This is a genomic window from Echinicola marina, from assembly GCF_020463795.1.
Lineage (GTDB): Bacteria > Bacteroidota > Bacteroidia > Cytophagales > Cyclobacteriaceae > Echinicola > Echinicola marina.
The window spans coordinates 2806480-2821771 of the sequence record NZ_CP080025.1 but is presented as its reverse complement, the minus strand read 5'-3'; the positions used below and the strand labels follow the sequence as shown (position 1 = coordinate 2821771).

Sequence of the window (15292 nt, the reverse complement as noted above, 5' to 3'; positions counted from 1 at the left end):
CGCCTATTTTGATCATTCAACCACTCATCGATCTAGCGAATATTTGCGCCAAAAAAGGCGTAAATAACATTATTCTTTCTCCAGGTTCTCGCTGTGCACCAATCACCTTGGCTTTTGCCAGACATCCTGATCTTCACTGTAGAACCATTTCAGATGAGCGCTCTGCGGCATTTATTGCCTTGGGTATGGCTCAGCAACTCAAAAAACCAGTTGTACTGGTTTGTACCAGTGGAACAGCTGCATTGAACTACGCCCCGGCAGTTGCAGAAGCATTTTTTCAACAAATCCCACTAATAGTGATCACTGCTGATAGACCCAATGAGTGGATTGACCAATGGGACGGCCAAACGATTCGACAGGAAAAAATTTATGGAAGACATATCAAAAAGGATTATTGCTTTCCTGATGATTTTTCCCATAAGGATAAAATATGGCATGCTAATCGAATCAGTAACGAGGCCTGCAATCTTGCCCAAAGCTTCCCTGCTGGCCCCGTGCATATAAATATCCCGTTAAGAGAGCCCTTTTATCCTACTGAAAATGAAAAATTCGATTATGGCATTCCTGTTCGTGTCGTTGAACAGATTAGTGCTGAAATGATCTTATCTGATGAAGCCCTCATCAAACTTAAAACTCAACTTCACTCATATGATAAAATCATTATTGTTCCGGGGCAACAACTCCCTAATAAAGCGCTACAGGAACTTCTAGATAATATTTCAAAAGCAAAACAAGCTATCATCGTTACGGATACAATCAGCAACCTACAATCCGAACATACTATCAACTACCATGATCAGTTAATTCCCCTGATAGACAAAAACGCCCTAAAACCCGACTTGATCATCAGCTTTGGTAAATCAATTATTTCAAAAGCCTTAAAACTATTTCTGCGGGAATCAAATGCAGACCATTGGCATATTCAAGCGGGAGGAGAAGTTCCCGACACCTATCAGGGCCTATCGAAACAAATTTATTGTGGTACTCCCCAGTTTTTAAAATTCATCCATTCCTATCTTGGAGAGACCAATACATCATTTTACCAGACTTGGTATGACGCCAATAAAGTACTTGAAACAAAAATAACCAATGCCTTGGAAGGTATTGATTTCGGAGAATTCAAAGCCATTTACGAGGTACTGAAACACATTCCTCACAACTCCAAGTTACACCTGGCCAATAGCATGTCTGTTCGCTATGTAAATTTCTTAGGGCCAAGAAAACAAGAAATCATCTGCAATAGAGGTACCAGTGGAATCGATGGTTCCAACAGTACAGCGGTAGGATGCACCTTTACCACCAAAGATTTTGTCACCTTGATCACTGGAGACTTGGCCTTCTTTTATGACCGAAACGCCTTCTGGCACAATTATCCTTTTAATAACCTTCGAATTATTCTCTTAAACAATCAAGCCGGAGGCATTTTCCGATTGATAGATGGACCTAGCAAACAAGCAGAGCTTGAAGAATTCTTTGAAACCAAACAGTCCCTTCAAGCAGAAAACTTAGCCAAGGATTTTAATTTTAAATACTATACGGCCAAAGATGAGATAGAATTAGAAAATGCACTGGAGGACTTTTATCACCCCTCTATCAGGCCTAAAATCCTAGAAGTAAAATCAGAAAGCGTTAAAAATGCCGAAATACTAAAAACCTTCAAAAAGATGTTAAAATAAAGAACGGAAACAAGCCAACACATTTTATTTAAGATAAAGTGTTGGCTTGTTCGGTGCATGGATTAAGGTATCCATTTAATATCTTTAAAGTTGGGCTTTCTTTTTTCAAGAAAAGCATTTCTCCCTTCTTTGGCTTCCTCTGTCATATAGGTCAGCCTTGTAGCTTCACCGGCAAAAACCTGCTGTCCTACCATTCCATCATCAGTAAGATTAAAAGCAAACTTCAGCATTTTTATAGAAGTTGGAGATTTTTCCAAAATTTCCTGAGCCCACTGAAATGCCGTATCTTCCAATTCATCATGAGGGATTACAGCATTGACCATCCCCATTTCATAAGCCTCTTGGGCAGAATAATTCCTCCCCAAAAAGAATATTTCCCGGGCACGCTTCTGTCCAACCATTTTGGCTAAATAAGCTGATCCATAACCTCCATCAAAGCTGGTCACATCTGCATCAGTTTGCTTAAAAATAGCATGCTCTTTACTAGCCAAGGTCAGGTCACAGACCACATGTAAACTATGACCACCTCCAACAGCCCAACCAGGCACAACGGCAATCACCACTTTAGGCATAAATCTGATCAATCGTTGTACCTCCAAAATATTCAATCGGTGCATCCCATCATCTCCCACATACCCCTGCTCACCTCTTGCCTTTTGATCACCTCCACTGCAAAAAGAATAAATGCCATCTTTTGGAGAAGGACCTTCAGCAGAAAGCAACACTACCCCAATAGAAGTATCTTCTCTGGCATCTAAAAACGCCTCAAAAAGCTCACTAGTGGTTTTGGGCCTAAAGGCATTCCTTACTTCTGGACGGTTAAAGGCGATCCTTGCAACCCCACCGCATTTTTTATAGGTTATATCTTCAAATTCTTTAACTACTTTCCATTCCATTTTGCTTATTGATTAGATTAAAAGGTAATTTTAGCGCAAGATAACAGGCTCAAAATTATTATTTGTGCTTAAATATCAATTAATGGCTGATACCTACAAAGATTTTTTTACTTACTCTTCCGTTCCAAAGCCTCTCAAAAAAATGTAATTTGCTCCATAATCACTTAATTAAATGACTGACATTTTTATCCAAAACCATAAAATTTCATTTGAGCAAATTCAACTTGGTCAATGGCCCGAGCTAAGCAATTATTATCAAGAATCCTTAACCTTCTGCCGGCAATGGCTCAATGGGCGAGAAAAGTTTGAGCTACAAACCTCTGGTTCAACGGGAAAACCAAAAAAAATCATGGTAAGCAGACAGCAAATGGAATCCAGCGCTAAGGCCACCGGGGACTTTTTCAAAATAAGTAAAAACAAACATTTGCTCTGCTGTCTGAATACCGGCATGATTGCAGGGAAAATGATGTTAGTAAGAGCTATGCAATGGAACTGTAACCTCACCCTAATTGAACCGAAAAGCAATCCACTTGAAGATTTCGTTGATCAAAACGACCTTGATTTTGTGGCCATGGTTCCTTCACAGGTAGAAACATCGCTCATTTCCCCCAAAACCACCAAAGCGCTCCAAAACATTAAACACTTGATTATTGGAGGGGCGCCCATATCTGAAGAATTAAAAACTAGAATTGCCAAGCTAGAGATTCAAGCCTATCAAACTTATGGAATGACAGAAACTGTTTCTCATATTGCCCTGGCCCCAATACTTCCAGCTTCTAAATTAACCTACCATACCCTTCCTGGTGTTCAAATTAGTCAAGACAAGGAAGGCAAACTCATCATCAAGGCTCCCATGGCCTTGACAGAACTACACACCAATGATTTGGTGGAAATTTTAAATGAGCAACAATTTATCTGGAAAGGAAGGGCTGATTTCACCATCAACTCTGGAGGCATTAAACTCCAACCTGAAGAAATTGAAAAAAAACTTTCTCTTATTATTGGCAAAAAACTTCCAGCTACCCGCTATTTTATCGCGGGAGCCCCACATCCAAAATGGGGTGAGCAAGTCATTCTTGTGGTTGAATCACAAAGGCCAAATACGGATTTTCTGAAAGAATTTTCTCAGTCCATAAAAAGCACTTTAGGGAGCTATGAAAATCCCAAAACAATCTATTTTGTAGATAATTTTATAGAAACCGCATCTGGCAAAATCAATCGAATCAAATCTTTAGAACAAGTTCTAAAAAATCCATAAAACCACCAACAACCTTATTTTATTCTAAACAATCCTTAAATAATACTAAAAATAAAACCAACCCAATGGGCAAAAAACCGTAAATTCAAGCAGGATTCATTCTTTATCAATTTCTTCACATGGATGATTTATTAGCTGCAAGATCACAAATGGCCCTCTCCCTGGGCTTCCACATTATTTTTGCCTGTATCGGAATGATCATGCCATTTTTAATGGCCATTTCCCATTACAAATACCTAAGAACTAAACAAGAAAAGTACAAAATCCTCGCAAAGGCATGGAGCAAAGGTGTGGCCATTTTCTTTGTGACTGGAGCAGTATCCGGGACCATGCTTTCCTTTGAATTAGGATTATTATGGCCTGAATTTATGAAGCACGCTGGTCCTATATTCGGTATGCCATTTTCTTTGGAAGGAACAGCTTTCTTCATTGAAGCCATTGCCTTGGGATTCTTTCTATATGGATGGAAAAAGTTCAACCCTTGGTTCCATTGGTTTACAGGAGTGGTAGTTGGAATCAGCGGCCTGGCCTCTGGAATTTTGGTTGTAGCCGCCAATGCTTGGATGAATTCCCCCGCAGGTTTTGATTTTGTAAACGGTGAATACATTAATATCGATCCCATTGCCGCCATGTTCAATGATGCATGGTTCACACAAGCCTTGCATATGGTCTTGGCAGCTTTTGTGGCCACTTGTTTTGCTGTTGGAGGAATCCACGCGTTCATGTTGATCAAAGGAAAAAATGAAGCAATCCATAAAAGCGCCCTTAAAATCGCCTTGACGCTTGGAGCCATAGCCGCCATCTTACAACCGCTAAGCGGTGATCTTTCTGCCAAAGATGTGGCGCAAAGACAACCTGCCAAACTCGCCGCGATGGAGGCCCATTTTCATACTGAAAAAAAAGCTCCTTTAATCATAGGGGGAATTCCTGATGAAGAAAACAAAACGGTAAATTATGCTATTAAAATACCAGGTGCTTTAAGTTTTTTGGCACATGGAGACTTCAATGCAGAAGTTACTGGACTGGACCAAATCCCTCAAGATGAACATCCCCCAGTACTGATCACCCATTTTGCATTTCAAATCATGGTGGCTTGTGGCACCTTGCTGATGATTGTGGGGATAAGCTGGCTTTTCGGAATATGGAGAAAGAAAAACTACATCTATTCCCAAAAGTTTCTTGGGCTTTTAGCCTTGATGACCCCATTAGGCTTTATTGCTGTAGAAGCTGGTTGGTTCGTCACAGAGCTTGGTCGACAACCTTGGATACTTTACGGTATTATGAGGACCAGCGAGGCGGTAACACCCATGCCAGGAATTGTTTACTCCTTTATGTTGTATGCTACGATTTATTTATCATTAGCGGTCATTGTCTCTATATTGCTCATCAGGCAAATCAATCACCTTGATAAAATCCAAGACCTTTCACTTCCTCTAAATCAGTAAAACATGCTCTACGTCGTAATTGCATTTTTGTATATCTCTATTCTATTTTACCTTCTTTTTGGTGGGGCTGACTTTGGAGCGGGAATTATTGAATTATTCACTAAAGCTTCCAAAAAAGAACAAACTAGGTTACTTACATACCAGGCCATTGGACCGATTTGGGAAGCCAATCATATGTGGCTAATTATTACCATTGTCATCCTTTTTGTAGGATTTCCCGAAATATACAGCACTGTTTCTGTATATCTACATATCCCATTGTCTCTATTGTTAATTGGCATCATTGCTCGAGGGACAGCCTTCATATTCAGGCATTATGATGCTGTCAAGGATCATTTTCAAAAAATATACAACATCATTTTTGTGTATTCCTCCTTTATTACCCCGCTGTTTTTAGGGATTTTGGCGGGTTCAGTAATATCTGGAAGAATCGACCCCAATGCAACTGACTTCGTAACTGCATATATTGATCCTTGGCTGGGTATTTTCCCCTTTTCAGTGGGTATATTCACGGTAGTAATCTGCGGCTTCCTTGCTGCCATTTATCTAATTGGTGAAGCCAACACAGTTGAAGATCAGGAAATATTTAGGAAAAAGGCCCTGAGAATGAACGTTCTTACTGTAATCATGGGGGGCTTGGTTTTTCTGGCAGCAGAATATGAAGGCTTATCCTTGGCCCAGCAGTTATTACAACATCCGCTGGGTTTGGTAGCTTTGATCGCAGCCTCTCTTTCAGTGCCTTATTCTTGGCTGCAATTAAAAAAAGGGAAAGTAAACAGTCTTAGGCTAACCACTGGTTTTCAGGTTACCTTGATATTGTTCACCCTATTCAGCAGCCAATATCCTGATTTCATCCGGATAAAAGGCAGTGCGATTACGCTAGAAAATGCTGCCGCCGGTCCTGCTACTATAAACAGTTTGGGAATTGCTTTACTCGCTGGCAGCCTTTTTATTTTACCCGCATTATTTTATTTGATTTATAGTTTCCAAAAAGCCCCATACAAAATCGAGGAGCATAACTGATTTGACCAAACAACTACAAACCAATACTTTTTACAATTATCCACACATGAACAACGAAAAACACCTTTATACAGGTATTTATACCTGAAAATGTATATTGGTATTTTTGCGCTATCTATATAGTAAGTAATTAATGACATTTGATCTTCAAGACTGAGTAAAAAGGACCAATTGGTACGCGCAGTTTTCCGGGAAATATTTTTGCCCATGACGTTAGGGCACCTAAACTAAATTTTTACCAATAAAACAATACAAGTCATGCCAGATCAAAATTCAAGAATGATGCAAGCGATCTATGATACGCTTTTTAGTGCTTACACTAATCCGCCTGAAGGAACCCAAGGTCCCGCAACAAGCCAGGCAGACCAGACGTATTTAAGCCTCAACTGGCCAGGTCAGCAGATTGATATCAGCCAATTTGCCAATCCATTTAGCCCAAACAATCCTGACGGAAGTATGGAGGCTGTTGAAAATTTCTCCACTTTGGTGGACAATTTATTCTCAATTAACCCTATTACAAGTCAAAATGGCAATAGGTTAAGTTTGGTTTATAAATCCACTGTCAATGCACAAGTCGTCCCACCCCCTGAGGACCCTAAGGCCAAAGAGGCTTACGAAAAAGCATTTGATTTCCTCCATACCAATGGAGTAACTTATAATGACGAAGGCAAACCAGTAACGGTAAAAGTAGACTCTCCAATTTACAGTAATTACAAAAGGAAGTTAAAAGCATATAATGACGCAGTGGTTTCATTGATGTCTAACTATTTCCAATATGACATGTCAAAACCTGCAGACCAAAGAAAATGGTCCTTGCTTGGTCCTACTTTCCAATCTGCCGTAAAAATGGCTTATGAGGACCTTATCAATGCTCAAAAAACAAAAGTCGAGGACATGTTGGCAGTACTATCTCAATCTTCCAATAACCAAGTAGGAGTGGCTTTTAAGCAAGCAAGGGAAACTTTTGACTCCTATCAAAGGGCAGGGCTATCTGATCCGAATAAGGTCTGGTATCCAACCTATGCCTTGCCTGCCAACTGGTTTGCTCCTGGTGCTGCAGAAGAATGGACTGAAGTAACCATAAATTCAAAAGAGATACATACTTCAGAACATTCCGACTTCTCTAAAATCAGTGCAGGAGGAAAAGCAAGTTGGGGATTATGGAATGTGGGCGGAAGCTTTGATAAAGAAGACAGTCACCAGTCCATGTCAAGTGACACCAAAAACCTTAAGGTTTCATTCAAATTCTGTAGAATTATGATTGACCGACCATGGTACAATAATCTGCTTTATTCCATGAAGGGTTGGAATCTTGGAGAACAATATGGACCTGGAGAACTATCTAATGGCACCAGGGTACAGGAATTAAATATGCCATTTCCATTGTTACCCACTTCCTTTATTGCTGTACGGGACTTGAAAATCTCCGCCGATTTCTCTCACGAGGACTCTTCTTTGATAGAAAGTAAGCTTAGTACCTCTGCTAGTTTTGGCTGGGGACCATTTTCTATCAGTGGATCTTATGCCACAGGAAGCACGGACAAAAAGTTCAATTCCAAATTTGACGGAAGTACCATTTCCAATGACGGTCTTCAGATTATTGGATGGGTAAATAATATTGTTCCTTTTGCACCGCCAAAACCAAGCTCGGTCAATAAAGAAGAAAAAGCCAGCTCCAGTATTCTGGAAAAATAAGCGATGACTTCAAAACTAAGTGTTAACTGAATCTACAATCATTTTTCATATTTTGACTAAAATACGGTTCAGGTGAGCCGTATTTTTCTTTTATCTCACCATAACCCATATCTCCATGTCTATTTTTAATGATACCTTTTTCCAAAAACAATTGGAAAACCTCCTAATATCAGGCTTTTCACAGGGAACATTTAATGGTACTAGCGGGAATGAAATCCAGTTTTTATTTTCTTGGCCTCCTGAGGTTTTAGATGACAAGCAATATATTAATCCTTGGACGGCCAATAACCCTTCCGGACTAATGTCCTCTACTGAAAATATTTCAAGATTGGTCAATCCCATCCCATTTATAAATACCCACTTCACACCCAGCGCCAACACCGTCGAGGATGTCTATGGCAATTTGATCCTTTCAGCCAGCATTACTGATCAAAGTAGTTCTGATCAATCAACGAATCAATCCTTCAGTACATCTGAGGCTAACTTATTCTCATCGAGAACCATTTCCCAAGCCAAAACTTCCTCGATTAAAGACAAACTAAGTTTAAACCAAGAGCGGGAATCCATAATTGAATTGGAAAGAAAAATATCCCTGGAAATTGCCGATAATATCATTTCAGGAAATACTTCTCCAAAAAGAATTCAGTCTAACCAAAATACCCTTCGGTCTTTGGTCAAAAAACTCTCTCCACTTCAAGAAGAAGCTTCTTCCAGGTTCTTATCAGGTAGCATCAAACAAATCAATCCAACAAAAAAATCCTCATTGTTCAGAACGCCTTCCTTTAATAAGGACCTTTCTATAGTAGGTAAAAGCTTTTATGATGCTAGAATCCAATTTGACACCACCTCCCTAAGTAGCACACTCAATCCAAAAACAAGTTACCACCCTTCTTATATGATACCTAATAATTTTTCAGATGAAGCTGCTTCCAAAGCCTGGCCTTCGCTCAGTACTACCTTAAAGGATAGTAAACAACAAGATGTAAAGGTAAGTTTTTCCTATACCAGAGCTGATATCACTCGTCCTTGGTTCATGGGATATTTGATGTCTATGGGAGGCTGGACTTTAAAAGGACAAGCACCAGGATGGCTTTCAAACGGATCAAAAATCAATAACCCTGGCATCTTCCCTCTGCTTACCTTATCTCTTTTATTATGTAGAAACATGAAAATCACTGGACCTAACAGTAATTACGAGTCCATAGGTTTACAGATCATCGCCAGGTGTTGTCAAGTCACCCCCAAAATGGCACCAGACTAATTTACTCTTCTTGGTACCATTTGGAATACACTGGGTAATTTCTCGCAGTTCTATCAATTACCTCCATCATTTCAGCACCAGTATCCTTTACTTTTTTGGCAGGCATACCAGCATATATACTATTAGCTTCCACTACCGTCCCAGCCAAAACTACTGCTCCCGCAGCAATAATGGCACCACTATTGATAACTGCATTGTCCATTACTATTGCCCCCATTCCTATTAAAACATTATCATGAACAGTACATCCATGAACGATCGCATTATGGGCTATGGAAACATTATTCCCTATATATGTTCCTGCCTTTTGGTAGGTACAGTGAATGATCGCTCCATCTTGAATATTGGTATTGTGGCCAATCCTAATTTCATGTACATCTCCCCGTACAACGGCATTGAACCAAACCGTACAATTATCTCCCATTATTACATCTCCCACCACCGTTGCATTATCTGCAAGCCAGCAATCTGAACCCATTTCAGGTGCTTTCCCGTTTATCTTTTTTAACAAAGCCATAATTTTATGCTAAACAATCCAATTCAATTCATCGTTATATTTAAATCAAATCTAGTTTTTTTCATTAGACATTGAACCTTTTTTATTAATTTTAAATTTACATGTATATACATCAAATTTGACACATAATTAATTCAAACAACTATGCATTTAATCAAAACAACCGGATTATTCTTAACAGGAGCCTTATTAGTGGCATCTTGCGGACAAAAAGGCGAAACAGTAGAGACCTCTGGAGCCAAAGAGGTAGCTGAAGCCACAGGAAAAACGATCAGTGTCAATGAAGCTGAAAGTAAGGTTTCGTGGACTGGTTATAAGCCAGCTGGCAAGCATTATGGTATCATCCCTGTAAGCAGTGGAGAAATCAGCATAGAAGGTACTGATATCACTGGCGGTGAGTTCACTTTTGACATCACAGCACTTGAAATCCATGACTTGGAAAAATCCGAAGAAAGCTATGGTAAACTACATGGACACCTACAGTCTGCTGATTTCTTTGATGCAGCAAACCATCCAAAAGCCACTTTTGAAGTGACTTCTGTAGAACCATTCACTGCCAATGCCGAGATTGTGGACAAAGAAGAGTTCGAAACCGAGTACACCCCTAAATCGCTAAGCGAGCAAATGGTGGAAACACCTACGCACTGGATAAGCGGTAACCTGACCATGAGAGGTACAACTAAAAACATCAAATTTCCAGCAGCTGTAAAAATTGAGGATGGTACAGTTTCTGCCAAGGCCGGATTTAATATTGATAGAACTGATTGGGGATTGTCTTATAGTGACGAAAGCTCTGCTGTTGACAAGGCCAAAGACAAATTCATTTACAACACTGTAAATGTTGGTTTTGAAATTAAAGCGAACTAATACCAGTAAACCGCAAATAATTAAAAGAGGAATTCCACGGAGTTCCTCTTTTTTTATACCCTTTCCCTTATTTTTGATGCATGAAAGAAAAAAAGAGAAAGGAATACCCCCTCCATTCAGGAATATTAGAAAAATCTATCTCGTGGGCTTGCGAAAACCACCTTTTTCTTTCCTACCATAATCCCAATAATATTCCCTATCCCAAAAACGGCTTTGATCATATTTTATATGCTGGAAATACCGCAATAGATTGGAATGACCTTGAGAACTACCCAGGAGCAAAAGCTGGGATTTTCAGTTATGATCTGAAAAATAAATTCGAACGACTTAAAAGCCTAAACCCTCCATTGGTAAGTTGTCCAGAATCATCCGTTTTTCTAGCTGACTTAGTCATTTCCTTTAAAAGGAACAAAATTATTGTTTTACACGAGGAGCCAGATACCATTATGGGGCAGATCAATGAATTCAGTACTTCATACCAAGTCCCCTTGATCAAAAAAATCACTTCAAACACCACGAGAGAAGATTATATTAAAAATGTAAAAAGCATTCAAAATCACATTCGTGAAGGAGATATTTATGAACTCAATTACTGCATTGCATTTAACGCTCAATTTGAACACCTAGATCCTCTTTCCGTTTTCCTGAAGCTTCAGTACTTATCTCCTATGCCTTTCAGTAGTTTCTTCAAGTCAAAGGAACAATACCTAATCGGAGCTTCTCCTGAAAGATTTATAAAAAAAGAAGGTCGCCAACTTACTGCACAACCTATCAAAGGAACCATAAAAAGAGGCCAAACCAGAGAAGAAGACCTACAACTTCAAGAAACCCTCCGACATAGTGAAAAGGAAAGGGCAGAGAACCTTATGATTGTAGATTTGATGAGAAACGACCTTGCGAGAATATCAGACCCCGGATCTGTTAGGGTGGAAGAACTTTTTGGTATTTACCCTTTTAAGCAAATATCCCAAATGATCTCTACCATATCCTCCACGATCAAAGACAATATCAGCTTCGATCAAATCATTTCCCATACTTTCCCAATGGGAAGTATGACAGGTGCACCTAAAATCAAATGCATGGAATTGATAGATCAATACGAAAATTTCAAAAGAGGTTGGTTTAGCGGGGCTTTAGGCTATATCAAAGAAAATGGTGATTTTGATTTAAGTGTCATCATCAGGAGTATTATTATCGACACGAACACGAAGGAATTGTTTTTTGCTGCCGGAAGTGCAATTACCTATGATGCAGACCCCGCATATGAATATGATGAATGTCTCCTGAAAGCAAGCTCCATGTTTAAGGTTTTGAATGCCGAAAACATCTCTTAAATGATAATACTCGATCTACCTAAACCCTAAATATGGAAAGCAACTTCGCCACCCAGCTGGATTTAGCAGGTTTACCCTCTTCCTCGTAGTAATTGCCAGTGTATTTGTTTTTCCTGATATAAGAATAATTATATCCATAACCATAGTTATATCCTCCAAAATCATATACATCGCCTCCAGCTTTCAAACCGTTGAATACACAGTAAAAATTTCTGATTTGATCATTGGCATATAAGTCATTGATCATCAAAAGGTATTTTTTATGGGTATAATCCTGTCGTACAATATACAGGTTCACATCAGAAAATCTCAATAAATCCATGGTTTCGGATACCAATGCCAAAGGTGGGGTATCCATGATGATCACATCAAAGTCCTTTTCCAGTTCATTGACCAAGTCTTCCAATTTACTTTTTAAGAGTAGCTCTGATGGATTCGGAGGAACCGGGCCTGAAGGGACAAAATACAAATTATCATATTTGGTTGGCTGCACGATATCCTCCATACTCGCTTTATCCACCAAATAGGAAGACAATCCTTTCCGGTTACTCACCCCGACGTATTGAGAAATCCTTGGTTTCCTAAGGTCCATACCAAGAATACAGGTCTTCTTGCCGCTCAAAGCCATTGCAGAGGCTAAGTTCAGACTCACAAATGTTTTCCCTTCTCCAGAAATACTAGAAGTAACTAAAATGCGCTTACATTTCTTTTCACTGGCAATATAGAACAATGCTGACCGCAAAGAGCGGAATGACTCAGAAACAATTGCCTTTGGAAATTCGGCCACCAACATATTAGTATCCTTATCACTAAAGCCAATTGTTCCCAAGAGGGGAATTCTAATAGAATTTTTCAACTGAATTTGATCCATTATCTTGTTGTTCAGATAATGGTAAAGCAATAACAAACCAAGTGGAATAAAAAAACCCAGACCAAAAGCCAGCCCATAATTTTGTGATTTTTGAGGAAAGATCAGACTACCTCTTCTGGCATAATCCACAATGGAATTATCCGACACATTGGAAGCTTTGGCAATACCGGCTTCAGCACGCTTTTCCAATAAATAATTATAAAGATTTTCTCTCAGCTTATACTCTCTATAGATATTGGTATAATTGGACTCCGCCTGGGGCAGCTTGGAAAACTCCCTGTCCAGTTCCGCAAGTTTGGCTTTTGCAGTCGCTCTTTTTTCCTCGGTATTGGCTACCAGATTGCGAATGTTTTCATAGATATTTTCCCGTAATCTTTCTATTTGCTTATCCAGTTTCAGCACATCTGGATGGTTTTCATTGACCGCAGACAATAACTTCCTCCTCTCCATTGAAATATCCATCAACGTCTGTGTCATCCCGCTCAATAGGCCATCATTTATCCCCATCATAGAGGGTGCCAACACCTCGCTATAATCACTAGACCTGTCATCAAGGTATTTTTTTAGGGATTTGAAATACCCCAACTCAAACTCCAACTCTTGAATATGCTCCTCTAAAAGATGGATTTTGCCCAAAACACCACCAAATTCTGAATTCACATCCAGTAGCTGATTGTCCACTTTAAAATCCAACATCCTTTTCTCCACCGACTTAAGAGAATCCTCCACTATGTACATCTGCTCATCAATGAACTTAAGTGTATTTTCGGACATGAGATTCTTTTCCTTGAGATCATGTTCTATATAAGAATCCATCAAAGCATTGACATAATCCCTTCCTTTTTCGACTATCGTCGAAACCAATGTCACCCTCAATACTGATCCATAATTATTCTGGGGCCTAACAGACACCGCATTCGCATAATGGTCTATTAAAGAGGTAGGATTATGAATAACAAAGGATAGCTTTTCCCCAACCTTTAAAGGACGTAATTCTTCTATCCAGAATTTAGAACGGTTGGAAGCAATGACTTCTTCAAACTTATACGATTTATCTAAAATTTCTTCATCAAAAGGTCCTCTGGCCTTTGCAGAAAAATAATTGACCCAACTTCTTTCCTCTTTATTTAAAACAAATTCATTTTCGGCAACCTTAGTAAGCTGTATCAAGCTATTTTCTTGCTGAATATGGTCCCAGTCCACATGAACCTTTATGGGCGATTTATCATAAAGTTCTACTTCCTTGATATTGGTTGACGCAAAATAACTCACATCAAAGTGAAGCTTTTTCAAAGCTTCGGCAGCCAGGTTTTTAGAAGTAAAAACCAATATATCATTTTCCAGATTGTTCATCCCAGAAAATATATTGGACCTATCCAAGATCCTCACTTCCGGTGAAGAATTCCGCTTGATCAAAATACTCCCTTGTACTTCATAGCGCTCCACTGTATACCTGTGGTATAAAAATACCACAGTCATCGCAATGGCAATACTCATCAAATACAAAGGCCAATACCTGGAATACTTGATCAGGTAATACTTTATATCAATTGGTTTGACCTCTTCCTCAAACTTCGATATGTCTTGTTGGTCTATCATAGTTATTTAGTCAAGGCTACAAAAAACAGCACTGAAGTGATTAATCCAATTGTTAATTGTATGGCTGTAGTCAGGTTATTGGCATCCCCTACCTGCCTAATGCTCATTGGCTGTAGATATAGGATATCATTGGGCTGAATAAAGTAATAAGGTGATGCCAGCAAAGCCCGATCATTCAGGTTAATTTGATGGATTTTTGTACCTCCATCATATTGCCTGATTAAATACAACTCATTCTTTTTGGCCAAAATATTACTTTCTCCAGCCATTGCCAACGCATCAAATATGGTGGCCCTGTTCTTCATGATTACCTTTGTACCAGAACTGGAAAATTCCCCCAAAGTGGTAAATCGAATACCACCGGTTCTTAAGCGGACATATACCTCTTCTTTGAAATATTGATTGATTTCATCTTCCACTTTTTTCCTCGCTTCTTCCTCTGTTAACCCGCCAATTTTAATTTGCCCTAACTTTGGGATACGCACCAAACCATCCTTATCCAAGCTATAGCCTGTAAAGTAAAAAATATCTCCACCGCCCCCAGCACCTCCTCCTCTAGCACTACGGGATCCCTGGTACTCAAACACTTTGGTAAGTTCTTCATCTGATGACGCAAAATCGATATCTACCACATCAAATGGCTGCAAAATATATTCATAATCTACTTCCGCATATGGAATAAATTCTTCCAATTCAATGGGATCATTTCCTGGTAAATTTTGCAAATAATTCAACCGCTTATTACTGATACACGAAGACAGAGAAACCAATACGGTTAAAACAAGTAGAAAATATTTCATTCAATCCAATTTGAGATTAAGCATTATCCAAATATACTATAATATCTAAG

General features: G+C 39.2%; 12 protein-coding genes. 8 read left to right on the top strand and 4 right to left on the bottom strand.

Annotated features, from left to right (window positions below):
- The first annotated feature begins 8 nt into the window (after window positions 1-8).
- Window positions 9-1676, top strand: a complete 1668-nt coding sequence (menD, locus tag KZP23_RS11790) for a 2-succinyl-5-enolpyruvyl-6-hydroxy-3-cyclohexene-1-carboxylic-acid synthase (RefSeq protein WP_226336432.1) — start codon at window positions 9-11, stop codon at window positions 1674-1676.
- 62 nt (window positions 1677-1738) lie between these two features.
- Here the strand turns inward: menD and KZP23_RS11785 are convergent, their stop codons facing one another.
- Window positions 1739-2572, bottom strand: coding sequence for a 1,4-dihydroxy-2-naphthoyl-CoA synthase (locus tag KZP23_RS11785; RefSeq protein WP_226336431.1), 834 nt, complete (start codon window positions 2570-2572; stop codon window positions 1739-1741).
- 172 nt (window positions 2573-2744) lie between these two features.
- Between KZP23_RS11785 and KZP23_RS11780 the strand changes: the two genes are divergently transcribed.
- The 5 genes from KZP23_RS11780 (at window position 2745) to KZP23_RS11760 (ending at window position 9254) form a co-directional block, all read left to right on the top strand.
- Entirely contained in the window at window positions 2745-3830 is a 1086-nt protein-coding gene (locus KZP23_RS11780) for an AMP-binding protein (RefSeq protein WP_226336430.1), read from the top strand.
- 119 nt (window positions 3831-3949) lie between these two features.
- On the top strand, window positions 3950-5275 hold the full coding sequence (locus KZP23_RS11775; RefSeq protein WP_226336429.1) for a cytochrome ubiquinol oxidase subunit I: 1326 nt from the start codon (window positions 3950-3952) through the stop codon (window positions 5273-5275).
- Window positions 5276-5278: 3 nt separating this feature from the next.
- Window positions 5279-6298, top strand: coding sequence for a cytochrome d ubiquinol oxidase subunit II (locus KZP23_RS11770; RefSeq protein ID WP_226336428.1), 1020 nt, complete (start codon window positions 5279-5281; stop codon window positions 6296-6298).
- A 258-nt stretch (window positions 6299-6556) separates the two neighbouring features.
- Window positions 6557-7993 (top strand): hypothetical protein, encoded by a 1437-nt coding sequence (locus KZP23_RS11765; protein ID WP_226336427.1) that lies wholly within the window; start codon window positions 6557-6559, stop codon window positions 7991-7993.
- A 115-nt stretch (window positions 7994-8108) separates the two neighbouring features.
- The gene (locus KZP23_RS11760; RefSeq protein WP_226336426.1) at window positions 8109-9254 is read left to right on the top strand and encodes a hypothetical protein; all 1146 of its coding nucleotides are present in this window, start codon (window positions 8109-8111) and stop codon (window positions 9252-9254) included.
- 1 nt (window position 9255) lies between these two features.
- Here KZP23_RS11760 and KZP23_RS11755 read toward each other — a convergent pair whose 3' ends face one another.
- The gene (locus KZP23_RS11755; protein ID WP_226336425.1) at window positions 9256-9771 is read right to left on the bottom strand and encodes a gamma carbonic anhydrase family protein; all 516 of its coding nucleotides are present in this window, start codon (window positions 9769-9771) and stop codon (window positions 9256-9258) included.
- A gap of 144 nt (window positions 9772-9915) precedes the next feature.
- Here KZP23_RS11755 and KZP23_RS11750 point away from each other — a divergent pair, with 144 nt between their 5' ends.
- Window positions 9916-10638 carry a YceI family protein gene (locus KZP23_RS11750; protein ID WP_226336424.1) on the top strand — a complete coding sequence of 241 codons (723 nt, stop codon included), beginning with the start codon at window positions 9916-9918 and terminating at the stop codon, window positions 10636-10638.
- A gap of 80 nt (window positions 10639-10718) precedes the next feature.
- Window positions 10719-11972, top strand: a complete 1254-nt coding sequence (locus KZP23_RS11745) for an anthranilate synthase component I family protein (protein ID WP_226336423.1) — start codon at window positions 10719-10721, stop codon at window positions 11970-11972.
- Between the two features lie 19 nt (window positions 11973-11991).
- Here the strand turns inward: KZP23_RS11745 and KZP23_RS11740 are convergent, their stop codons facing one another.
- The gene (locus KZP23_RS11740) at window positions 11992-14442 is read right to left on the bottom strand and encodes a GumC family protein (protein WP_226336422.1); all 2451 of its coding nucleotides are present in this window, start codon (window positions 14440-14442) and stop codon (window positions 11992-11994) included.
- Window positions 14443-14444: 2 nt separating this feature from the next.
- The gene (locus KZP23_RS11735) at window positions 14445-15242 is read right to left on the bottom strand and encodes a polysaccharide biosynthesis/export family protein (RefSeq protein WP_226336421.1); all 798 of its coding nucleotides are present in this window, start codon (window positions 15240-15242) and stop codon (window positions 14445-14447) included.
- Between the last annotated feature and the right edge of the window lie 50 nt (window positions 15243-15292).